The sequence below is a fragment of the Achromobacter sp. HNDS-1 genome, from assembly GCF_040084795.1.
GTDB classification, from domain to species: Bacteria; Pseudomonadota; Gammaproteobacteria; order Burkholderiales; family Burkholderiaceae_B; genus Achromobacter; species Achromobacter ruhlandii.
In genome coordinates, this window is sequence record NZ_CP157584.1 from 4,360,899 (window position 1) to 4,381,989 (window position 21,091).

Sequence of the window (21,091 nt, forward strand, 5' to 3'; positions counted from 1 at the left end):
TCCCCCGAGCCCACCGATCATGGCAAAACGCGACTATTACGACGTCCTGGGCGTGGCGAAAAACGCTTCGGACGACGAACTCAAGAAGGCCTATCGAAAGCTGGCCATGAAATACCATCCGGACCGCAATCCGGACAGCAAGGAAGCCGAAGAGAAGTTCAAGGAAGCCAAGGAAGCCTACGAGGTCCTGGGCGATGAACAGAAGCGCGCCGCGTACGACCGCTATGGTCACGCGGGCGTCGATCCCAACGCCGCGGGCATGGGCGGTGGCGGCATGGGCGGCGGGTTCGCCGACGCCTTTGGCGATATCTTCGGCGAGATCTTTGGCGGTGGCGGCGGTGGCCGTCGCGGCGGCGGTCCGCAGGTGTATCGCGGCGCCGACTTGAAGTACGCGCTGGAGATCACGCTGGAGCAGGCCGCGGCCGGCTTCGACACCGAGATCCGCGTGCCCAGTTGGGAAAACTGCGACACCTGCCACGGTTCCGGCGCCAAGCCCGGCACCTCGCCCAAGACCTGCCGCACTTGCGGCGGCTCCGGCGCGGTGCGCATGCAGCAGGGTTTCTTCAGCGTGCAGCAGACCTGCCCGACCTGCCATGGCAACGGCAAGGAAATCACCGATCCGTGCACAGCCTGCGATGGCGTCGGCCGCATCCGCCGCAACAAGACCCTGCAGGTCAAGATTCCGGCCGGCATCGACGACGGCATGCGCATCCGCTCCAGCGGCAATGGCGAGCCGGGCATCAACGGCGGCCCTCCGGGCGATCTGTATGTGGAAATCCACATCAAGCAGCACAAGATCTTCCAGCGCGACGGCGACGACCTGCACTGCGAGCTGACCATCCCGTTCACCACGGCGGCGCTGGGCGGCGAACTGCAGGTGCCGACCCTGGGCGGCAAGGCCGAGATCTCGATTCCCGAAGGCACGCAGTCCGGCAAGACCTTCCGCCTGCGCGGCAAGGGCATCCGCGGCGTGCGCGGCAGCTATCCGGGCGACCTGTACTGCCACGTGGTGGTCGAGACGCCGGTGCGCCTGAGCGATGACCAGAAGAACATCCTGCGCCAGTTCGAGGCCTCGCTGAACGACGGGGGCGACCGCCACTCGCCGCAAAGCAAGTCCTGGACCGACCGCGTCAAGGAATTCTTCAGCTGAATCGGCTGAACTGACTCCCGCCATTGCGGCGGACCACGGCCCAGGGTCTGGAGGTATCCGGACCCTGGGCCGCTTTCATTGTGGCAGGCGGCACGACGTCGGGGCGAAAAAAACCGCGGCTTGCGCCGCGGTTTCACTACGGGTACTGCTACTTCTTGCTTCAGACTTCGTACTGCTGACTACGGGTGCTGCTAACTACGGGTCTTGCTAACTACAGTTGCTGCCTCTTCCAAAACAGACTTCGTACTGCTACTACAGGTCCTGCTACTTCCACTGCTACAGTTCTGCCGCCGTTGCCGGAAAATACCGACCCCGAACCATGATGCCGTCCGAGGCCGGTCGGGCTACAGCAAGCAGCTCACCGGGTGATCGGCGGGTATTCGAGCTCGCCGAACGTGTATTGGCCGCTGGCCTTGGCCTGGGCAAGTTCCTGCTGGACTTCGGCGCGGCTCTTGCCGGCGGCGGGTGCTGCCACGACCGGCGGGTACTGCAGTTCGCCGAAGGTGTATTCGCCGCTGGTCTTGGCTTGTTGCAGCTGGGCCTGCACTTCCTGCGAGCTCAGGCTGGTGGCCTGGGGCAGGGCGGGCGGGTAATCCAGTTCGCCAAAGGTGTATTGGCCGCTGACCTTGGCCTGTTGCAGTTCGGTCGCCACCTGGGCGCTCGACTTGGCTTGCTCGACACCGGCGGCTTGTGCGCCGGCGCCAGCCAGGGCTAGGGAAATCAGTAGGGTAGTCGTCAGGGTTTTCATAATGACCTCCAATGTTGTAGACGGGGCCGAATCCGGCGGCCCTCCGTCGTGGTTCGTTGTTTGTTCCCGATGACTGAATTGTGCGCGTCATCCCACCTGGGATAAACCCGTATATCCTGAAAACATCTTTCCATATGGATGGGTAATAAATATTTGGATAAGAAATTTCCCCGTCTATGGCATGGTTATGCGGTTGCTCCGTCCCCATGATGGGTGCGAGATGCGCTTGGCGGCAAAAAAAAGCCCCTGCCTGGGCAGGGGCTGGGGTGCCAGGAAGACGTAGCGTCAGGGCGTCTTTTTCTTGAAGTCGCCGGCGACCGCGGTGCTGAAGCCGTCGGGGCGCAGGTACTTGCGCAAGGCGGCGTTGACCGTGTCGGGCGTGAGCGCGCTGATCTTCTTGTCCATCTCGGCTGACCATTCGAAGGTGCGGCCGCGCTGCAGGTAGTCGAGCCAGGTGCCGGCCAGCACGTCATCCTGGGCGCGGGCCAGGTTGCGGTAGTTCAGCAGCGCGGTGATACCGTCGGAAATTTCCTTGTCGCTGAAGCCGTCCTTGAGCACGCGGGCCAGTTCCTCGCCGATGGCCTTTTCCAGGCGCTCGCGGTTCTGCGGCGCGTAGATGGCGTACATGGTCCAGCTGGCGCTGGGCTCGAACGACGAGACCGACAGCGAGCTGCGCACGTTGTAGGACAGGCCTTCAGTCTCACGCACGCGGTTCCACAGGCGCGAGGTTTCCGAGGCGCCGAACAGGTAGTTGGCCAGGTACAGCGCCGGATAGTCGGCGTCGCTGTCCTGCAACTTCAGGGGCATGCGCGAGATGTAGAACGCGTTGGCCTTGTCCGGGGTCTCGATATCGAACTGCTTGGCGGGGATGTCGCGGTACGGATTGCCGACACGGGTGTAGGCGGGGGCGCGCTTCCAGCCGGCCAAGCCGTCCTTGACGGCCTTTTCGACGGCTTCGGGCTCGAAATCGCCCACGGCCGAATATTCGATCTTGCCGGCGCCATAGAACTTGGCGTGGAACTTGACCAGCGCATCGCGGTTCAGCGCGCGGATGCCGGCCAGCGATTCCTCGAACGTCGGCACGTAACGCAGGTCATCGGCGGGCCACGGATTGTCCTGGCGGGCCAGGGCGCGTCCGGCCAGGGCCTGCGGTTCGGTCATGGCGTTCTGGATAGAGGTTTCGAGCTGGCGCTGGTATTCCTCGAGCTGTTCCTTGGGGAAGTTGGCGTTGCGCACGATGTCCAGCGCCAGGCGGGTCAGTTCGGGCAGGTTCTCGCGCTTGGTCGACATGGCGATCTTGAGCGTGGTGCCGCCACCGCTGAAGCCGAGTTCGGCCTGCAGCTTGTCGAGGCGGTCCTGGATGTCCTGGCGCGACAGCTTGGCGGTGCCGCGCGTCAGCAGGTCGGCCACGGCGCTGGAATTCACGCGCTGGCCGAGCAGGTCTTTCTCGTTGCCGAACTGGATCAGCATCTGCGCCTGCACGCGGTTGCCGCGCGTGGCCTTGGGCAGCAGCGCCAGTTGCACCGGTCCGTTGGGCAGGTCGAGCGTCTTGCGCTGGGTCAGGCGGTCGATGTTCTGCGGGGTGGGATCGAAGGCGGACGCGGCCTTGAAGTCGGGATCGCCCTTGTAGTCCTTGAACACCGCCGTCAGATCGACGCGCTGGGTCTGCGGCGCGCGCACCGGTTTGTCGGTCGGGATGTAGCGGCCTTCGATGCGGTTGCTTTGCACCAGGTAGGTGGTGGCGGCCTGCTGCACCTCGGCCAGCGTGGCCTTGCGGGCGCGGTCGCGCTGCAGGAAGAACAGGCGCCAGTCGCCGGCGGCGATGGCCTCGGAGAGCGCCACGCCGACCTGTTCGGGATCGCTGTAGGTTTGCTCCCAGGAGGTCAGCCATTTGCTGCGCGCGCGGTCCAGTTCCTGCTGGGTGAAGGGCTTCTTGCCGAGATCTTCCAGCGTGCCGGTCAGCGCCTTCATGGCGGCATCCTGGTTCTTGCCCGGGGTCAGTTGGGCGGCGAACATGGCCAGGCCCGGATCCAGGTTTTCCATGGTGAAGCCGAACACGCCCGAGGCCAGCTTGGTCGGCACCAGCGCGTGGTAGAGGCGGCCCGACGGCGTATCGGCCAGGATGGTGGTGGCCAGGTCGAACGGCACGAAGTCGGGGCTGCCGGCGGCCGGGATGTGGTACATCGCGGCGACCAGCGGCGTGCCGCCGGTGCGGCGCAACGTGACGGCGCGTTCGCCGTCCTGGGCCGGCTCGACGGTGTATTCCGGCGGCAGCTTGCGCTCGGGCTTGGGCAGCTTGCCCAGCGTGGCCTCGATGTCGGCCAGCGTGGCCTGCGGATCGAACTTGCCGGCCACGATCAGCACCGCGTTATCGGGCTGGTAGTACTCATGATAGAAGGCGCGCAACTGGCCGATGTCGACGTTTTCGACGTCGGAGCGGGCGCCGATGGTGTTCTTGCCGTAGCTGTGCCACTGGAACGCGGCCGCCTGCATCTTCTGCATGAGGATGCGGAAAGGGCTGTTCTCGCCGCTTTCCATCTCGTTGCGCACCACCGTCATTTCGGAATCGAGGTCTTCCTTGGCGATCAGGGAATTGACCATGGCGTCGGCTTGCCAGCCCAGATACCACTTGAGGGTGTCGGGATTGGCGGCGAAGCTGGCGAAATAGTTGGTGCGGTCGCTGGAGGTCGAGCCGTTGGCCTGCAGGCCGCGGCGCGAGAATTCGCCCATGGCGTTGCGGGTGGTGGAGGTGCCCTTGAACAGCATGTGTTCGAGCAGGTGGGCCATGCCGGTCTGGCCGTAGTTCTCGTTGCGCGAGCCGACCAGATAGGTCATGTTGACCGTGGTCGAGGGCTTGGATTCGTCGGGAACCAGCAGGACGCGCAGGCCGTTGCTGAGTCGGTATTCGGTGATGCCTTCAATCGAGGCGGCCTCCGTGACGCCGGCCGGCAGGCTGGCGGCTCCGGCCTGGAAGGCCAGGAAGGATGAGAACAGCAGCGCGCCCAGCGGGCGCGGCAGCTTCGATATGGACAGGCGCATGGCGGACTATTCCTTTGGCATGGCAGAATCCGTTGGAGTGTATACGGTGTGAATGGTTCAGGGGCCCGCCCCTGGCGCGCCGGCCTGTCGTTCCGTCTGGAAAAAACGCGCATGTCGCTATCCCTTGAAATTGAGACTCCCCGCCTGGTGCTGCGGCAGTGGCTGGCGGCCGACCGCAAGCCGTTCGCGGCCATGAATACCGATGCGCGCGTGACGCGTTACCTGTTGCCGCTGACCGCGCCGGAAAGCGACGCGCTGGCCGACCGGCTGGCCGCCGGCATCGATGAATACGGCTGGGGCTTCTGGGCCGTCGAGGCGCCGGGCGTCGCGCCGTTCATCGGGTTCGTCGGCATCAAGGCGCTGGCGCCGACGCTGCCGTTCGCGCCCGGCGTGGAAATCGGCTGGCGCCTGGCGGCGCCCTACTGGGGCAGGGGCTATGCCAGCGAAGCCGCACAGGCGGCGTTGCGGGTGGGGTTCGAGCAGGTTGGGGTGCCCGAGATCGTGGCGTTCACGGTGCCGGAAAACGAGCCATCGCGCGCGGTGATGCGGCGCCTGGGCATGCGCGAAGATGCACAGCGCTTCGAGCATCCGGCGGTGCCGGACGGCCATCCCTTGAAGACGCATGTGCTGTACCGGCTGGCGCGAGAAGCCTGGAATGCGCAAAAAAATGGTGACGCAGGCGCAGGCAGGGAGCCGTTTGCCGCTGCATAAGCGTCGGCAGGCCTCGTCATGCCAGGATGTTGCGATGCAATATCCTGGCGTGGCGCGGCCGATTTGAGATCGAAGCGGGCGCGGGTGTAAGCTTTGCAGCACGTAGTTGCTGTTGTCGACGGGATGCGCGACAGCCGTCTACAGGTTTCCCGTCCAACGCCAGCCGCCGCCCCGCCGGGCCGCATCGGCAGCATGCCGGAACGCGCGCCCCCGCCCCGCGGGCGACGACGGTGCTTGTTGTTCGCGCCTTCGCCGCCGGCATCCTGCCGGCGCATCTTTCGGAGGAACGACCCATGCTGACCGAGATCGTCACGCGTGCCTTGTCCCAATTGACCGGCAGCCCCATGAGCGGCGACCGCATCAAAGGGCAGTTTCAGTACGCTTATGCCAGTGATGACGGCCAATTCGTGGCCATACTGACCCATGACATGACCACCTACGTGGTGGACCTGAGCACGCAGCGCTATTTCGCCGAGTGCGGAGGGTCGCCGCGAGGCTTCGCCGGGCACGTGCTCGAGATGGAGGGCGCCGAGGCGCGCCAGCATCCGTGGCCCGCGGCCAATGACCTGTTCGACCTGGACATGGATGCGGACGAATTGTCCTGGCGCCAGTGTCCCGGGATGCGCAGCATGGCCGACACTGCCAACCGATCTGTGGAGAGCCGCGCCGCCTGAGAGTGGCCAGAAGCGGCAGTCCCCTCACTGAACCGGCGAGATCGCCGGTTTTTTTTATCTTGTGATCGGGGCGGCTCGCTACAATCCGACGCATGACTTCCCACGCTGATAACCGCGCCCCGGACGGCGCCATCCTGGTCGACTGCACGCACGAACGCCATGCCGACCAGATCCTGGCCATCTTCAACGAGGCCATTGCCACCTCGACCGCGCTGTATGACTACAAGCCGCGTCCGCGCGAGGCGATGCTGGGCTGGTTCCAGGCCAAGGCCGGCGGAGGCTTTCCCGTGGTGGGGTTCGAGAACGCGGCGGGCGAGCTGATGGCGTTCGCCAGCTACGGCACGTTCCGCGCCTGGCCGGCCTACAAGTATTCGGTCGAGCATTCCGTGTATGTCGACGGCCGCTTCCGCGGGCGGGGCTTGGGCGAGGCGCTGATGCGCGTGTTGATCGAACGCGCCCGCGCCAACCAGGTGCACCTGATGATCGGCGGCATCGACGCGGCCAACCAGGGCAGCATCAAGCTGCATGAGAAGCTGGGATTCGTGCATGCCGGCACCATCCGCGAGGCTGGCTTCAAGTTCGGCCGCTGGCTCGACCTGGCGTTCTACCAGTTGACCCTGGATACCCCGGCGCAGCCGGTGGACGGCTGAGGCCGGCGCAGCCGGTGAACGGCTGAGCGCGTCGCCGGGACCGCGTCTTGCTGCGTAGCCGTCGCACTACTTCGACAGCACCCGCATCGCCTGTTCCAGTCCGGCGACCGTCACGGGGTACATGCGGTCCTGCATGATGTCGCGCATCAGCGCGATCGACTGGCGGTACTGCCACGACGCGGTGGGCTCGGGATTAAGCCACACGGACTTGGGCCAGGCATCCAGCAGCCGGCGCATCCACTGTGCGCCGGGTTCCTTGTTGTAGTGCTCGACCGAGCCGCCCGGTTGCAGGATCTCGTAGGGGCTCATGGTGGCGTCGCCGACGATGATCAGGCGCCAGTCGGGGTTGTACTTGCGCAGCACGTCCCAGGTGTCGAAACGTTCGTTCTGGCGCCGGCGGTTGCTTTGCCACAGGCTTTCGTACGGGCAGTTGTGGAAGTAGTAGACCTCGAGATTGCGGAACTCGCTGCGGGCCGCGGAGAACAGCTCCTCGACGCGGCCGATGTGGTCGTCCATGCTGCCGCCGACGTCCAGCAGCATCAGCACCTTGACAGTGTTGTGGCGCTCAGGGACCATGCGCAGGTCCAGGTGGCCGGCATTGCGCGCGGTGCTGGCGATGGTGTCGTCCAGGTCCAGTTCGAGTTCGGCGCCTTCGCGCGCGAAACGCCGCAGGCGGCGCAGCGCGACCTTGAAATTGCGCGTGCCCAGCTCGACCTGATCGTCGTAGTCCTTGAACTGGCGCATGTCCCAGACCTTGACCGCGCTGCGGTTGCCGGCCGACTGGCCGCCGACGCGGATGCCTTCTGGGTGGTAGCCGCCGTTGCCGAAGGGCGAGGTGCCGCCGGTGCCGATCCACTTGCTGCCGCCGGCGTGGCGTTCCTTCTGCTCTTCCAGGCGTTCCTTGAAGAGCGCCATCAGCTTGTCCCAGCCGTGCTTCTCGATGGCGGCCTTTTCTTCCGGCGACAGGCTCTTCTCGAACTGCTTGATGAGCCAGTCCAGCGGGATGTCCTTGCCGGCCGGCAGCGCGGCCTCGATGCCCTTGTAGTAGGCGCCAAAGGCCTTGTCGTAGCGGTCGTAGAGCGATTCGTCCTTGACCAGCGCGGTGCGCGCCAGGAAGTAGAAGTCGTCCAGCGTTGGCGTCATGACGTCCTGGCGCAGCGCGTCCACCAGCGTCAGGTATTCCTGCACCGAGACTGGCAGCTTGTGTGCCCGCAGGTGGTAGAAGAAGTCGATCAGCATGATGGCCGCGAGGAGGGCGTCAGCGGCGCTGGGCGCCGCGGGTCATGGCGGCGAGCCGTTCCAGCAGGTGCACGTCCTGCTCGTTCTTGAGCAGGGCGCCAGCCATCAGCGGCACCGCCGTGGCGGTGTGCGCGTCGATCTGCGCCGCGCTGACGTCCTCGGCCAGCAGCAGGCGCAGCCAGTCCAGCAGTTCGGAGGTCGACGGCTTTTTCTTCAGGCCGGGCGCGTCGCGCAGGCTGAAGAAGGTGTCGAGCGCCGCGCGCAGCACGTCCTGCTTGAGTTCGGGGAAATGCACCGCGACGATGTCGCGCATGGTCTCGCGGTCGGGGAAACGGATGTAGTGGAAGAAGCAGCGGCGCAGGAAGGCGTCGGGCAGGTCCTTCTCGTTGTTGGAGGTGATGATGACCAGCGGCCGGTGGCGCGCGGCGATGGTCTGGCGCGTTTCGTACACATGGAATTCCATGCGGTCGAGTTCGCGCAGCAGGTCGTTGGGGAATTCGATGTCGGCCTTGTCGATTTCGTCGATCAGCAGCACCACCGGCTGCTCGGCGTCGAAGGCCTGCCACAGCGTGCCCTGCACGATGTAGTTGCGGATGTCGCGGACCTTTTCGTCGCCGAGCTGCGAGTCGCGCAGGCGCGACACCGCGTCGTATTCGTAAAGACCCTGATGCGCCTTGGTGGTGGACTTGATGTGCCATTGCAGCAAGGGACGGCCCAGCGCGCGCGCCACTTCCTCGGCCAGCATAGTCTTGCCGGTGCCGGGTTCGCCCTTGATCAGCAGCGGGCGCTGCAGTGTCAGCGCGGCGTTGACGGCGAGCTTGAGGTCATCGGTGGCGACGTATCGGTCGGTGCCATCGAAGCGTGTTTGCGGTGCGGAAGGAGCGGTCTGGGCAGCGGACATGGATCGGCGGACTTCTCGGGGTTGATGGGGATCAAGGCCATTTTCGGGTATTAATCCTAGACAATTATCGTACAATCAGGCGGTTTTGCAGCTGGGTTCGACCCGCAACGTGTTTGCCGGGGGCCTTTCCGTGTGAGCAGGCCCTAGTCCTCAAGCCATACCAAGAAGAGCCATCCCAATGAAGTTGCGATTCTCTCTGAAGTACACGGTTTCCCTGCTGACCCTGGCCTCCTGTGCGATCGCCGGCCAGGCGGCCGCCGCGGACGCGGCGCCGGTCGGCAACGTCCAGAATGCCCGCGACAAGGTCTCCATGTGCATCGGTTGCCACGGCATCGAAGGCTACAAGGCGACCTTTCCCGAGCTTTACCACGTCCCGATGATTGCCGGCCAGAACGCCAAATACATCGAAACCGCCCTCAACGAGTACAAGAAAGGCGCGCGCAGCCATCCCACGATGGACGCCATCGCCGGCAGCCTGTCCGATCAGGACATTGCCGATCTGGCCGCGTACTACTCGAATCTGAAATGACAGGGGGCAATCACATGAACCGCATCATGCTTGCCCTCGCGGGCGCGACGTTGGCCATTTCGGGCGCGGCTGCCCAGGCCCAGGACCTGATGGCCGGCAAGGCTGTCTTCGAGAAATTCAACTGCGCGTCGTGCCATGGCGCCGACGCCAAGACGGCGGTCGATCCGGCCTACCCGACGCTGGCCGGCCAGCACGCCGACTATCTGGTACATGCGCTCAAGGCTTACCGCCGCGGCGCCTCGGGCAGCGCGGCCACGGCCAACGTGCGCAAGAACCCCATCATGGGCGCTTTCGCCACCCAATTGTCGGACCAGGACATCAGCAACGTCGCGGCCTGGCTGGCATCGTTGCCCAGCGACCTGGGCGTGCGCAAATAGCGCTGTTTGCCCCGCATGCAAAAAACCCTCGGTTCGCCGAGGGTTTTTCCTTGGGCGCTCGCGTCGCGCGGCCGGCTATCGTTCGGCGCGCTGGCGGATCAGGTCGATGTAGGTGTCGCTGTCCAGCGGCGTGCCCAGGCGCTGGGCTTCCCATACCACCCGTCCCAGGCATTCCATGATCTCGTGCGCGGCCTGGTGCGCGTCGCTGCGCGCCACCAGGCGCTGGTACGCGTTGCGGATGCCCGGCGGGTGATCGATGGACAACTGCTCGGCGATGGCCAGGTGCATCGACAGGTGCAGGAACGGATTGGTGCGACCCTTTTCCACCGCGTATTCGGTGGTCATGGCCTCGGGGTTTTCGAGGTCGCCATGGTATTCCGGATGCTCGATGACCCAGTCCAGGGCCATGGCCTCCAGTGGGGTCAGGACCTCGTTGGCGCGGTGCTTGCGCCAGGTTTCGATGAAGAATTCGCGAACCTGGTCGCGGGATGGGTTGAACATTGTCAGACGGGGGCCATGCGGGCTGGAGAGGGCTTTATTTTACCGCCCGCCGGCGCCGCGCCCGCCCGGCGGCCCCAATGCGATATAGAATTGGTTGCTATCCGCTATCCAGTGCGCGTTTCGCCGGGGCCACGCGGCCCGCGGCGCTCACGCCGGCCGATGCGGCGCGCGTGCAGAAAAACCACCCGGAGCAAATGGAGCATTCATGTCCTATCAACATATCAAGGTGCCCGCTGGGGGCCAGAAGATCACGGTCAACGCTGATTTCTCGCTGAACGTGCCCGATCAGCCCATCGTGCCCTATATCGAGGGCGACGGCACGGGCGCGGACATCACCCCCGTGATGATCAAGGTCGTCGATGCCGCGGTGCAAAAGGCCTACGGCGGCAAGCGCAAGATCCACTGGATGGAAGTCTATGCCGGCGAGAAGGCCACCAAGGTCTACGGTCCGGACGTGTGGCTGCCCGACGAGACCCTGGAGGTCGTCAAGGATTACGTGGTGTCGATCAAGGGCCCGCTGACCACCCCGGTCGGCGGCGGCATCCGGTCGCTGAACGTGGCGCTGCGTCAACAGCTGGATCTGTACGTCTGCCTGCGCCCGGTGGCCTATTTCAAGGGCGTGCCCTCGCCGGTGCGCGAGCCCGAAAAGACCAACATGGTGATCTTCCGCGAGAACTCGGAAGACATCTACGCGGGTATCGAATACATGGCCGAGAGCGAGCAGGCCAAGGAACTGATCCAGTTCCTGCAGACCAAGCTCGGGGTCAAGAAGATCCGTTTCCCCAACACCTCGTCCATCGGCATCAAGCCGGTGTCGCGCGAAGGCACCGAGCGCCTGGTGCGCAAGGCGGCGCAATACGTCATCGACAACGACCGTACCTCGCTGACGCTGGTGCACAAGGGCAACATCATGAAGTTCACGGAAGGCGGCTTCCGCGATTGGGGCTATGCGCTGTTGCAGAAGGAGTTCGGCGCGCAACTGATCGACGGCGGGCCGTGGTGCAAATTCAAGAATCCCAAGACCGGCCGCGAGATCATCGTCAAGGACGTCATCGCCGACGCCTTCCTGCAGCAGATCCTGCTGCGTCCGGCGGAATACGACGTGATCGCCACATTGAACCTGAATGGCGACTACATCTCCGATGCGCTGGCCGCGCAAGTTGGCGGCATTGGCATCGCCCCGGGCGCCAACCTGTCGGACTCGGTGGCCATGTTCGAGGCCACCCATGGCACGGCGCCGAAGTACGCGGGCAAGGACTACGTGAATCCGGGTTCGGAAATCCTGTCGGCCGAGATGATGCTGCGCCACATGGGCTGGACCGAGGCCGCCGACCTGATCATCTCCAGCATGGAGAAGTCGATCCTGTCCAAGAAGGTGACGTATGACTTTGCCCGCCTGCTCGAAGGCGCGACGCAGGTGTCATGCTCGGGCTTCGGCCAGGTCATGATTGAAAATATGTAATCGGAATCAGATTGGTCCGTTTTTTTCAAAGAACCGCATTCCGTAAGGTTTGCGGTTTTTTTTGGTGAAATTCTCTGCCGATCTCGGTAATCTGGAACGCCAAGCGGATCGCAATGTTGATGGCGCCCCCGCTGGTGACGCATTGCTGATGATGGCAACGGTGCACAACCTAGTGGCGCATGGGCGCTAGGTAACCGTTTTCGGCGATTTTGCCTACAACCTGCGTGCGCTCCTGGTTGCCTGGTCTTGACATTCGACCATCGCTGCCGCGGGGGCAGGTTTCGGCCGTGCTGGCGGATTACGATTGCTCCGCGCAGATGCACGTGGGGTGGCCCTATGCTTTGCATGACCATGCGCGATCCTATTTTTATTACGACGCGCACGTGGTCATTACCGGGCAAGGTTTCGTCAAGCTGAACCAGATCAGTGATTATTGCTGCGATGCTTTGGGTTTGGCGCTTCCGGGCACCGACATCGGCTTGCGTCCCCCCGTCGCTGGGCGCCGCGGCATTTCGTCGAGCTGGGTCTGAGGCTGCAACGCCAGGGATACGAGCCGGTCTTCATCCTGGCGCCACACGAACGTCCCGATTGGACCTGCCTGACCGACGCGGGCCTGGCCATCCAGCAGTCACCCTCGCTGGCGGATGTTGCCGCGTTCATTCATGAATGTGGTTGGTTCATAGGGAATGAGTCTGGTATTGGGCATCTTGCGTTGTGGGTATCGCAGACACGCAGCAGTTGGGCGTTGCTGGTCGTCTTCGGGTTGGTGTATTTGCTAACCAAGCGTCAGTGGACGCGGCGTACCAAGCTGGTTTTCCTGGGCGGGTTGATGGTGGCGATGGCGATCGTGGCCGCCGTGTCCTGGTACGCGAAGGACAGCCGCTGGCAGAAGGTGGTGTCGGACCTGAACCGTTATGAGCAGCACGACCGGGATACCTCCGTGGGAATTCGCATTCAGCTGTGGAAAGCATCCTGGCTGATGTTCAAGGAAAGTCCCCTGGTTGGCGTGGGGGTGCCCAATTTCCGCGCTGAATTGGTGAAATTGCAGCAGCAAGGCGTGGTTACCGAGGAAGTCGCGGTCGGCTATGGCGAGCCCCATAACGACATGTTGGGCGCGCTGTCGGGTTATGGCCTGCTGGGTCTGCTCAGCATCCTCGCGCTGTACCTGATCCCCGCCGCCATCTTCTGGCGCCGTTCCGCCAGCGACGATCCGGTGGTGCATGTCGGATCGCAGATCGGCCTGCTGTTCTGCCTGGGCTATTTCGTCTTCAGCATGTCGGAAATGATGTTTCGCAACATGCGCAGCGTGCCGATATACGCGTTGACGGTGGTGGTGCTGTATGCGTTGACGTCGGCTCGCACCGGGCTGGCGCAACAGCGCCTGGCAGCGCGAAGCTAGTGGCCCGCGGCCGCTTTTGCAAGCGGCATGGCGTTATGAAAAGCAAGGCCTGCATGGCCTTGCTTTTTTTTTGCGCGCACGTTGCGCGGCAAAAGCTTGAAGGGTTTGACGTAGATCAAGTCGGCTTGGCCTCGTCGGTGAAAACCCTGCCGCTCCCTCGTATTCTGATCGGACGCAAAGATAAATCGTCACATTTCGCCGTCTTTGGTTGCGGGCGCGGAAGGATATCGGGAAAGAGGGGGCCTATGAAGAATTCAAGTTTGCGCAGGGAGCTGCTGTGGTTTGTGCTGGCTATCGGGGTCGCGGTGCTGGCGCTGGGAGGCTGGGATGCCTGGGAGCGGCGGACCGAGATGCTGGATGGGCGCAAGACGGAACTGCGCCACGTGCTGGACCTGGCCGCCGGCATTGTGCGCAACGGCAAGCAGCGCGCCATCGACGAGGGGCTGTCGGCCGAGCAGGCCAAGCGCAATGTGGCGCAGCGGCTGGCGCAACTGCGCTACGGCGCGGACGGCTACGTCGGCGTGTTCGACGATGGCTATGCGCTGCTGGTGCATCCCGATGCCAAGCTTTTGGGGACCAACGTGCGCGCGGTCAAGGATAGCGGCGGATTGCCCATCTTCGAGAATCTGCACGAGCGCGGCAGAGAGGGCGGCGGCTTCGTCGAGTACCGGTTTCCGCGGCCGGGCGCGGAGGAGTCCCTGCCCAAGATCAGCTATGCCGTCTACGACGCGGAATGGGGCTGGCTGATGTTCACCGGGCTGTACGTGGACGACGTCGATGCGGCCTTCAGCGCCACGCTGTGGCGCCAGGGCGGCGTGACGGTGCTGCTGCTCGCGGCGCTGCTGGCGGTGGCGTTGCGATTCTTCCGTTCGCACATCATCGGTCCCTTGGACGAGGCCGTGGCGGTCTGTGAACGGGTGGCGCAAGGGGACCTGTCCAGCGTCATCGCGCGCCACCATCGGGGCGAGATCGGCCGGCTGTTCGGCGCCATGGCAACGATGCAGGAGCGTCTGGACGTGGCGGTGCGCAGCATCGTGCACGCCACCGGTTCGATCGCGGCGGCTTCGCGCCAAATCGCAGCGGGCAGCATGGACCTGCACGATCGTACCGAGAAGCAGGCAGCCGCGCTGGAGCAGACCGCGGCCAGTGTCGAGCAGATCACCGCCACCGCCAAGCAGAGCGCCGATCACGTGCGTGAAGTGAGTGCGCTGGCGGGCGAGTCGGCGCAACTGGCGCGCCAGGGCAGCGAAGAGACCCAGCATGCGATCGACGCGATGCGCGAGATATCGCGCAGTTCGCAACGGATCGACGAGATCATTCGCCTGATCGATGAGATCGCCTTCCAGACCAATATCCTGGCACTCAATGCCGCCGTGGAAGCGGCGCGCGCCGGCGAGCAGGGGCGCGGGTTTGCGGTGGTGGCGGGCGAGGTACGGGCGCTGGCGCAGCGTTCGGCCACCGCGGCCAAGGAGATCAAGACGCTGATCGAGGCCTCGTCGGGTTCGGTCCAACGCGGCAGCCAGCGTGTGGAGCAGGCCAGCGCCACTATGGGCAGCGTGCTGCAATCGGCGGCGACCAGCGCGCCGCTGATGGGCGAGATCGCCACCGCGTCGGCCGAGCAGAGTGTCGGCATCGAGCAGATCAATCAGGCGGTGACACACCTGGACGGCGTGACACAGCAGAACGCCGCGCTGGTCGAGGAGTTCGCGGCGTCGGCGTCCACACTGCACGATCAGGCCGACGACCTGGCGCGCGCGGTGGCCGTGTTCAAGCTGTCTGCAGCCTATTAGGTGATCCCTGCACCACGCTCATGGCCCGTTGCAGGCGCGGGGTCAGCTCGCGGCTGGCGCTGGTCATGGGCAGGCGCAGCTCGTCGGCGATCAGGCCTTGCAGCGCCAGCGCGCGCTTGATTGGCGCCGGGTTGGGTTCGGCGAACAGCAGGCGGATCAGGCCGCGCAGGGGCTCGAACAGTTCGCGCGCGGCTTCGGCGTGGCCATCGCGCGCCAGCTGCATGACTTCGACGAAGCGTTCCGGAAACAGGTGCGCGGCCGCGGGAATGGCGCCGAGGCCGCCGGCCAGGAAATGGTCGAGCAGCGCCATGTCCTCGCCGCAGAGCGCCGCCAGGTGGCCGCGCGCGTTAAGCGCCATCAACACCGGGGGATTGCATTCCTTGACGGCGCGGAAGTTGGGCAGCAGCGCCAACGATTCCATGGTTTCGACCGTCATGGTGACGCCGGTCCGCTTGGGGATGTTGTAGAGGATGATGGGGCGCTCGGTGGCCCAGGCGATCTGCCGGTAGTGCCACAGGATGCCCTGTTGCGACGGGCCCAGGTAGTACGGCGGCGGTACCAGATAGCCCGCGGGCGCGTACTTGTCCAGGCGGCGGATGGCGGCTGCCACGCCGCGCGTGTCGACGCCGCCCGCGCCGAACACCAGCGGCAGGGCGTGCGGATCACGGCGGATGGCCTCGATCATCTCGATCTTCTCGGGGATGGAGAGCAGGTTGCCTTCGCCAGTGGAACCGAACAGCACCAGGCCGGCGATGCCCGCGTTGCGGTAGTAGCGCGCCAGCGCCTGGGCGGCTTCGCAATCGACGTAGCCGCCGCGCATCGGCGTGACCATCGGCAGCCAGAGGCCTTCGAAAGCGGGAGTGAGCGGGGTATCCATGGCTTATTGCACCGTGATGGCGGCCGCGGGGCGCAGCGGGCCGAATTCGGCCTGGGGCAGGCCGGACATCACCGCGTGCATCAGGGCGTCGACCTGGTTGCGGTCGCAATGCAGCTGCAGGATGCTCTGGCCATGGGCGTGATCCACCGACAGCACGTATACGCCGATCCGTTCGCCCAGTTCGCGGTGCAGGGCCAGCCGGACCTTCAAGGCGTCCAGCGTGTCGATCCTGACGGTCAGGGAAACCATCTGCGCGGGTTGCGGCGCATGGGCCGGAGCGGGACGTTCAAACGAGGCGTGCGTGCTACGTTCTTGGCGGGGAATCATGGCGGTCGGGGGGCGCAGCCGTGAGGGCGGGCTCGCGCGTATCCGGTTGGTTGATGACGATTCCACTATAGAAAGCGGGCCGTAAAACCTGCCGATAAATGCGGGCGCGACGCGTAAAAAGCGCGTCAACGCCCGGGCGTTTCAGAAGGTCTTGGTCAGCGACAACAGGCCGGTGGCGCGGCCCATGTAGCGGCCGCGGCTGTTGGTGTAGACGGCGCGGTCGGCGTTGGTGTCGATATAGGCGATCGAGACTGCCAGGCCTTGGCCGAAGTCCTTGGTCAAACCCAGTTTCCAGTCGGTATAGGCGCCGTCGGCGAGATTGCGGACCGTCTGGCGGCCGACATGGGCGTTGAGCGTCAGGCCCCAGACCCCGGTGTCGAAATTGCCGCTCAGGTCGAAGTACTGGCTGTACTTGCTGTCGGCGAAGCCGAACAGGTTGGTCATCGCGATCGAGTACTTGAACAGGACCGGGCCGTAGCCCAGGCCGGCATACAGCTCGGTGGTGTCGGGGCTGGTGTAGCCCGACGGGTAGTCGCCGGGGTAGTAGTACTGCAGCACGCCCAGGTCGAACGGCACGTTCGGCGCCAGGTTGCCCTTGTAGCCGCCGTAGAAGTCCATTTCCACCGGCGCCGAGACCTTGCTGTTGCTGTCGTTGAGCCAGCTGATGCTGGAGTTCCAGTTGCCCAGGTACAGGCCGCTGGCGTGCGTGAAATCGAAGCCGCCCTGGATCGCGGGCTGGTTGTTGGTCTGCATCAGGCCGCGGTAGCGGTACTGGCTGGCCAGGGTGACGTTGGCGGTCAGCGAGTACTCGGGGGCCGGCTCACCGGCGGTGGGCGCATCGGCGGCGTGCACGGGGGCGGCAAGGGCGAACAGCGCGAGCGCGGCCAGGGTGTTGCGGGACATGGAATTCTCCTGTGTTGGACGGGATCGCCACAATAGGAGAAGCGGCATAAACGGCGAGACAAGAGTGGCGCGATCCGCGTAAAGGGCGCGTCAATAGCGCGGTTTGTCGTGCCTGCCCGGAGGCCGCACGGCAGTACCACGCAAGGCAGTACCACGCAAGGCAGTACAACGCACGGCAATGCAGCGCAGCGCTGGGCGATACAACGCAAGGCAATACAACGCTGGCCAATACGACGCCGGTCAATACAACCCATCGCTCCGCCTGGCTCAGCGCCTGCGCGCGGCGCGAGACGTCAGCCCGCGAAGCGGTAGCCCACGCCGATCTCGGTCAGCAGGTAGACCGGTTGCGCCGGATCGGCCTCGAGCTTTTGCCGCAGGTGGCCCATGTAGATCCGCAGGTAGTGGTTGCTTTCCACGTGCGACGGGCCCCAGACCTCGCGCAGCAGTTCGCGGTGGGTCATGACCTTGCCACGATGGGCCAGCAGCGCGGCCAGCAGGCGGTATTCCATGGCGGTCAGGTGCACGTGCTGGCCGCCGCGCTCGACCACGCGCTTGGCGAAGTCCACGCGCACCTCGCCGAAGCTGATCTCGGCGGCGCTGCCGGCGCCACCGCGGGCATGGCGCCGCAGCAGCACGCGCAGCCGCGCCAGCAGTTCGCTGACGCCGAATGGCTTGGTCAGGTAGTCGTCGGCGCCGGCGTCCAGCGCCGCCACCTTGTCGGCCTCGGCGGTGCGCGCCGACAGCACCAGCACCGGTACTTCGGTCCAGCCGCGCAGTTCGCGGATCAGGGTCATGCCGTCCTCGTCCGGCAGGCCCAGGTCCAGCACCACGACGTCGGGCTGGCGGGTGCCGGCCTCGATCAGGCCACGCTTGACGGTGTCGGCTTCGAACACGGCGCAGCCTTCGCTCTCCAGGGCCTGGCGCACGAAGCGGCGGATATTGGCGTCGTCCTCGATGATCAGGACAGTAGGTTGAAAGTCGAACATGCGGTGGGCTCAGGCGGGCTCGGGTTGGATCGGGGGCGGCGTGCCCAGTGGCAGCGTGAAGACGAATTGCGCGCCGCTGGGCTGGCCCGGTGCGTGTTCGACCCAGATGCGGCCGTGGTGCGCGCTGACGATGGCTTCGCACACGGCCAGGCCGAGGCCGACGCCGGGGGTGGCGGATTCGCGTTCGCCGCGGGTGAATTTCTCGAAGATGCGGCGTTCGGCGCCGGGGGCCACGCCAGGGCCGTTGTCGCATACCGCGACGCGCAGCTCGCCGTCCTGCGCCACGGCATGCAGGCGGATGACGCTGCCGGCCGGGGTGTACTTGGCGGCATTCTCCAGCAGGTTGCACAGCACCCGCTCGATCAGCACGCCATCGCATTCGACCAGCGGCAACCCGGACAGGCTGTCGACCGTGACCTGATGCGCCGCCAGCGCTTCGCGCATGGCGGCCAGCGAGGCGCCGACCAGTTCCTCGATCGACTGCCACTCCAGCCGCAGCGGCGTGTCGCGGCTCTGCAGCCGCGCCATGTCGAGCAGGTTGGCGACCAGCGCGTGCATGCGCTGTGCCTGGTCGCGCATGGCGCGGATGGTGTCCTGGATGTCGGCCGGCAATGCGTCCTGGCGCCGCATCAGCGTGTCTGTCATGCCGACCAGGCTGGTGAGCGGCGTGCGCAGGTCGTGCGAAACCGCGGCCAGCAGCGAGTTGCGCAGTTTTTCGGATTCCATGCTGACTAGCGCCTGCTGCGCCACTTCGACATAATGCAGGCGCTCCAGGGCGATGGCGATGAGCGTGGCGTAGGCCTCGATCTGGCGGCGCGAGTCGGGCTGCGAGAACAGGCTGCGGCGCGGCGCCGCCAGCGCCAGTACGCCGCGGGTGCGCATCGGCGCCTTCAGCGGCAGGTACAGCAGGTCGCTGTTGGACAGCGTGGCGGTGCCGGCGCCGGCCGGCTGGCCGTGGTCGTAGACCCATTGGGCCAGCGCCGACTCCAGCGGCGGCATGTCGTCGGCGGCGGGCGAGGCCAGCTTGAGGCGGTCGTCCAGGCCCAGGATGTAGAGCGCGCAGCGCGAGCCGAAAGTGGCGTGCACGAAGGCGCCGGCGGACGCGACGATCTGCTCGGGCAGGAGCGCCGACGACAGCTCGCGCGCGAACTCGTACAGGCTGCGCGCATCGGCCTCGCGCTTGACCGAGGCCTGGGCCTGCAAGCGCAGCCCGGCGGTGAGCTGGCCGATCAACAGGCCCACGGCCAGCAGCACGCCGAAGGTCAGCAGGTACTGCACGTCCGACACGGCGAACGAGGCCAGCGGCTGCACGAAGAAGAAGTCGAACAGCCCCACGCTGACGACCGAGGCCAGCGCGGCCGGGCCGCGGCCATGGCGCAGCGCCACCGCCACCACCGCCAGCAGGAACAGCATGACGATGTTGGTCTGGTGCAGCGCCGGGAACGCCAGCGCCGACAGCGCGGTGGCCACTGCGCAATAGCAGAGGGCCCAGGCATAGCCGGCGAGCGCCAGCGGGCCGCGTTCGTCGGCCGCCTGGCGACCGCGGCGGCCGAGCGTCAGCGGATCGCGGCCCGGCACGTTGGCGGCGGGCAGGGGCGGGGCGCCCAGGCGGATGATGTCGATCTCGGGGCAGCCGGCGGCCAGCATGTCGGCGAAGCTGTGACGGCGCCACAGCCAGCCGGGGCTGATGGCCGCCGTCAGCAGGGCCGACAGCGACAGCCGCAGGCGCTGCAGGCCGCTGGCGCGGGTGCGGCCGACGATGGCCTTGGTGATGTTGTGGCGGCGCACGTAGCGCACCACCGCGTCGACCATGTCGCCGCCAGCCAGGGTTTCGCAACGCGCGCCGAGCGAGTCGGCCAGCGCCAGGCTGCGTTGCAGCCGTTCCTGCTCGGCCTGCGGCGGCGGCGCGGCGCGCGGCACGTCGATGGTGACCACGTGCAGGTCGCATTCCAGCTGCTGGCTGAGGCGGTGGGCGCTGCGGATGACGTATTCGGCGTCGGCGTCGGGGCCGATGCAGGCCACCACCGCTTCGCGCGTGCGCCACACCGGCTCGATGGCGCGGTCGCGGCGATAGGCCTGGACGTCGTCGTCGACGTGGTCGGCGGTGCGGCGCAGCGCCAGTTCGCGCAGCGCGATCAGGTTGCCCTTGCGGAAGAAGTTGCGGGTGGCGTGGCGAGCCTGCTCGGGCAGGTAGACCTTGCCTTCCTTCAGGCGGCGTAGCAGTTCGTCGGCCGACAGGTCGACCAGGATGACTTCGTCGGCGGCGTCGAAGACCTCGTCGGGCACGGTTTCCCAGACCCGCACGCCGGTGATGCTGCCGACGGCCTCGTTGAGGCTGTCCAGGTGCTGCACGTTGAGCGTGGTCCAGACGTCGATGCCGGCCGCCAGCAGTTCGTGAATGTCCTGCCAGCGCTTGGCGTGGCGCGAACCGGGCGCGTTGGAGTGGGCCAGTTCGTCGACCAGCACCAGATCGGGATGCGCCCGCAGCGCCCCATCCAGGTCGAATTCCTTGAGCGCGTGGCCGCGGTAGGCGACCTCTTTGAGCGGCAGGACCGCCAGGCCTTCGAGCAGGGCGGCGGTTTCGCGGCGGCCGTGTGTTTCGACGATGCCGGCCAGCACGCGGGCGCCCTGCGCGGCATGGGCTCGGGCGGCCACCAGCATGGCGTAAGTCTTGCCGACGCCGGCGGACGAGCCGAAGTAGACCCGCAACTTGCCGCGCACCGCCTGGCGCGCGGCAGCGTCGAGGTCTTTCAAGAGCGCGTCCGGATCGGGACGCTCGCCAGCATTGTCAGCCATGAACGCGCAGGTGAAGTGGGGGAACGGCTGGC

Annotated in this window: 20 protein-coding genes and 1 pseudogene; 10 read left to right on the forward strand and 11 right to left on the reverse strand. The window is 65.8% G+C overall.

Annotation, left to right across the window (positions count from 1 at the left end; all coding sequences use genetic code 11):
• Window positions 1-19 precede the first annotated feature (19 nt).
• Window positions 20-1,150 carry a molecular chaperone DnaJ gene (gene dnaJ / locus ABFG95_RS20220; RefSeq protein WP_059269426.1) on the forward strand — a complete coding sequence of 377 codons (1,131 nt, stop codon included), beginning with the start codon at window positions 20-22 and terminating at the stop codon, window positions 1,148-1,150.
• A 358-nt stretch (window positions 1,151-1,508) separates the two neighbouring features.
• Here dnaJ and ABFG95_RS20225 read toward each other — a convergent pair whose 3' ends face one another.
• Complete coding sequence (locus ABFG95_RS20225; protein ID WP_006389048.1) at window positions 1,509-1,898, reverse strand: DUF4148 domain-containing protein; 390 nt, start codon at window positions 1,896-1,898, stop codon at window positions 1,509-1,511.
• Window positions 1,899-2,183: 285 nt separating this feature from the next.
• Window positions 2,184-4,937: a pitrilysin family protein gene (locus ABFG95_RS20230; protein ID WP_059269427.1), complete on the reverse strand. Its 2,754-nt coding sequence runs from the start codon at window positions 4,935-4,937 to the stop codon at window positions 2,184-2,186.
• Window positions 4,938-5,048: 111 nt separating this feature from the next.
• Between ABFG95_RS20230 and ABFG95_RS20235 the strand changes: the two genes are divergently transcribed.
• The 3 genes from ABFG95_RS20235 to ABFG95_RS20245 all read left to right on the forward strand — a co-directional run bounded on the left by ABFG95_RS20235 (window position 5,049) and on the right by ABFG95_RS20245 (window position 6,972).
• Window positions 5,049-5,648, forward strand: a complete 600-nt coding sequence (locus ABFG95_RS20235; RefSeq protein WP_054501734.1) for a GNAT family N-acetyltransferase — start codon at window positions 5,049-5,051, stop codon at window positions 5,646-5,648.
• A gap of 293 nt (window positions 5,649-5,941) precedes the next feature.
• Window positions 5,942-6,322 (forward strand): hypothetical protein, encoded by a 381-nt coding sequence (locus ABFG95_RS20240; protein ID WP_054419942.1) that lies wholly within the window; start codon window positions 5,942-5,944, stop codon window positions 6,320-6,322.
• 92 nt (window positions 6,323-6,414) lie between these two features.
• The gene (locus ABFG95_RS20245) at window positions 6,415-6,972 is read left to right on the forward strand and encodes a GNAT family N-acetyltransferase (RefSeq protein WP_278990580.1); all 558 of its coding nucleotides are present in this window, start codon (window positions 6,415-6,417) and stop codon (window positions 6,970-6,972) included.
• A 66-nt stretch (window positions 6,973-7,038) separates the two neighbouring features.
• Here ABFG95_RS20245 and ABFG95_RS20250 read toward each other — a convergent pair whose 3' ends face one another.
• Complete coding sequence (locus tag ABFG95_RS20250; protein WP_175144729.1) at window positions 7,039-8,211, reverse strand: VWA domain-containing protein; 1,173 nt, start codon at window positions 8,209-8,211, stop codon at window positions 7,039-7,041.
• Between the two features lie 19 nt (window positions 8,212-8,230).
• Entirely contained in the window at window positions 8,231-9,112 is an 882-nt protein-coding gene (locus ABFG95_RS20255; protein WP_049071749.1) for a MoxR family ATPase, read from the reverse strand.
• 178 nt (window positions 9,113-9,290) lie between these two features.
• Here ABFG95_RS20255 and ABFG95_RS20260 point away from each other — a divergent pair, with 178 nt between their 5' ends.
• Together ABFG95_RS20260 and ABFG95_RS20265 are read left to right on the forward strand one after the other, a co-directional pair.
• Window positions 9,291-9,641: a cytochrome c gene (locus tag ABFG95_RS20260; protein WP_049071752.1), complete on the forward strand. Its 351-nt coding sequence runs from the start codon at window positions 9,291-9,293 to the stop codon at window positions 9,639-9,641.
• 14 nt (window positions 9,642-9,655) lie between these two features.
• Window positions 9,656-10,018 (forward strand): cytochrome c, encoded by a 363-nt coding sequence (locus ABFG95_RS20265; RefSeq protein WP_049071754.1) that lies wholly within the window; start codon window positions 9,656-9,658, stop codon window positions 10,016-10,018.
• Window positions 10,019-10,093: 75 nt separating this feature from the next.
• Here ABFG95_RS20265 and ABFG95_RS20270 read toward each other — a convergent pair whose 3' ends face one another.
• Entirely contained in the window at window positions 10,094-10,519 is a 426-nt protein-coding gene (locus ABFG95_RS20270) for a DUF1841 family protein (protein ID WP_049071755.1), read from the reverse strand.
• Between the two features lie 205 nt (window positions 10,520-10,724).
• Between ABFG95_RS20270 and icd the strand changes: the two genes are divergently transcribed.
• From icd to ABFG95_RS20285, 3 genes and pseudogenes are all read left to right on the forward strand, one after another.
• Window positions 10,725-11,981, forward strand: coding sequence for an NADP-dependent isocitrate dehydrogenase (gene icd, locus ABFG95_RS20275; RefSeq protein WP_049071757.1), 1,257 nt, complete (start codon window positions 10,725-10,727; stop codon window positions 11,979-11,981).
• Between the two features lie 287 nt (window positions 11,982-12,268).
• Complete coding sequence (locus ABFG95_RS20280) at window positions 12,269-12,511, forward strand: hypothetical protein (protein WP_278990083.1); 243 nt, start codon at window positions 12,269-12,271, stop codon at window positions 12,509-12,511.
• A 188-nt stretch (window positions 12,512-12,699) separates the two neighbouring features.
• A pseudogene (locus tag ABFG95_RS20285) lies at window positions 12,700-13,380 on the forward strand (O-antigen ligase family protein); the annotation flags it as partial.
• On the opposite strand, the gene ABFG95_RS20290 reads toward ABFG95_RS20285, so the two are convergent.
• Window positions 13,377-13,499, reverse strand: coding sequence for a hypothetical protein (locus tag ABFG95_RS20290; protein WP_302478776.1), 123 nt, complete (start codon window positions 13,497-13,499; stop codon window positions 13,377-13,379). The pseudogene ABFG95_RS20285 and the gene ABFG95_RS20290 overlap by 4 nt on opposite strands.
• A 126-nt stretch (window positions 13,500-13,625) precedes the next feature.
• On the opposite strand from ABFG95_RS20290, the gene ABFG95_RS20295 reads away from it, so the two are divergent.
• On the forward strand, window positions 13,626-15,170 hold the full coding sequence (locus tag ABFG95_RS20295; RefSeq protein WP_348994863.1) for a methyl-accepting chemotaxis protein: 1,545 nt from the start codon (window positions 13,626-13,628) through the stop codon (window positions 15,168-15,170).
• On the opposite strand, the gene dapA is transcribed toward ABFG95_RS20295, so the two are convergent.
• From dapA to ABFG95_RS20320, 5 genes are all read right to left on the reverse strand, one after another.
• Complete coding sequence (gene dapA, locus ABFG95_RS20300) at window positions 15,148-16,047, reverse strand: 4-hydroxy-tetrahydrodipicolinate synthase (RefSeq protein ID WP_049071763.1); 900 nt, start codon at window positions 16,045-16,047, stop codon at window positions 15,148-15,150. The genes ABFG95_RS20295 and dapA overlap by 23 nt on opposite strands.
• Before the next feature lie 3 nt (window positions 16,048-16,050).
• Entirely contained in the window at window positions 16,051-16,296 is a 246-nt protein-coding gene (locus tag ABFG95_RS20305) for a hypothetical protein (RefSeq protein WP_278990089.1), read from the reverse strand.
• A 219-nt stretch (window positions 16,297-16,515) separates the two neighbouring features.
• Window positions 16,516-17,277, reverse strand: coding sequence for a TorF family putative porin (locus ABFG95_RS20310; protein WP_100502873.1), 762 nt, complete (start codon window positions 17,275-17,277; stop codon window positions 16,516-16,518).
• 293 nt (window positions 17,278-17,570) lie between these two features.
• Window positions 17,571-18,263: a two-component system response regulator KdpE gene (gene kdpE / locus ABFG95_RS20315; RefSeq protein WP_348994864.1), complete on the reverse strand. Its 693-nt coding sequence runs from the start codon at window positions 18,261-18,263 to the stop codon at window positions 17,571-17,573.
• Between the two features lie 9 nt (window positions 18,264-18,272).
• Window positions 18,273-21,059: a sensor histidine kinase KdpD gene (locus ABFG95_RS20320; RefSeq protein ID WP_348994865.1), complete on the reverse strand. Its 2,787-nt coding sequence runs from the start codon at window positions 21,057-21,059 to the stop codon at window positions 18,273-18,275.
• Between the last annotated feature and the right edge of the window lie 32 nt (window positions 21,060-21,091).

Coding starts and splice junctions, on each gene's coding strand:
- ABFG95_RS20260 (WP_049071752.1), top strand. CDS start 9,291: ATGAAGTTGCGATTCTCTCTGAAGTACACGGTTTCCCTGCTGACCCTG.
- ABFG95_RS20310 (WP_100502873.1), bottom strand. CDS start 17,277: ATGTCCCGCAACACCCTGGCCGCGCTCGCGCTGTTCGCCCTTGCCGCC.
- ABFG95_RS20265 (WP_049071754.1), top strand. CDS start 9,656: ATGAACCGCATCATGCTTGCCCTCGCGGGCGCGACGTTGGCCATTTCG.
- ABFG95_RS20255 (WP_049071749.1), bottom strand. CDS start 9,112: ATGTCCGCTGCCCAGACCGCTCCTTCCGCACCGCAAACACGCTTCGAT.
- ABFG95_RS20250 (WP_175144729.1), bottom strand. CDS start 8,211: ATGCTGATCGACTTCTTCTACCACCTGCGGGCACACAAGCTGCCAGTC.
- icd (WP_049071757.1), top strand. CDS start 10,725: ATGTCCTATCAACATATCAAGGTGCCCGCTGGGGGCCAGAAGATCACG.
- ABFG95_RS20245 (WP_278990580.1), top strand. CDS start 6,415: ATGACTTCCCACGCTGATAACCGCGCCCCGGACGGCGCCATCCTGGTC.
- dnaJ (WP_059269426.1), top strand. CDS start 20: ATGGCAAAACGCGACTATTACGACGTCCTGGGCGTGGCGAAAAACGCT.
- ABFG95_RS20295 (WP_348994863.1), top strand. CDS start 13,626: ATGAAGAATTCAAGTTTGCGCAGGGAGCTGCTGTGGTTTGTGCTGGCT.
- dapA (WP_049071763.1), bottom strand. CDS start 16,047: ATGGATACCCCGCTCACTCCCGCTTTCGAAGGCCTCTGGCTGCCGATG.
- ABFG95_RS20320 (WP_348994865.1), bottom strand. CDS start 21,059: ATGGCTGACAATGCTGGCGAGCGTCCCGATCCGGACGCGCTCTTGAAA.
- ABFG95_RS20230 (WP_059269427.1), bottom strand. CDS start 4,937: ATGCGCCTGTCCATATCGAAGCTGCCGCGCCCGCTGGGCGCGCTGCTG.
- ABFG95_RS20240 (WP_054419942.1), top strand. CDS start 5,942: ATGCTGACCGAGATCGTCACGCGTGCCTTGTCCCAATTGACCGGCAGC.
- ABFG95_RS20305 (WP_278990089.1), bottom strand. CDS start 16,296: ATGGTTTCCCTGACCGTCAGGATCGACACGCTGGACGCCTTGAAGGTC.
- ABFG95_RS20225 (WP_006389048.1), bottom strand. CDS start 1,898: ATGAAAACCCTGACGACTACCCTACTGATTTCCCTAGCCCTGGCTGGC.
- kdpE (WP_348994864.1), bottom strand. CDS start 18,263: ATGTTCGACTTTCAACCTACTGTCCTGATCATCGAGGACGACGCCAAT.
- ABFG95_RS20235 (WP_054501734.1), top strand. CDS start 5,049: ATGTCGCTATCCCTTGAAATTGAGACTCCCCGCCTGGTGCTGCGGCAG.
- ABFG95_RS20270 (WP_049071755.1), bottom strand. CDS start 10,519: ATGTTCAACCCATCCCGCGACCAGGTTCGCGAATTCTTCATCGAAACC.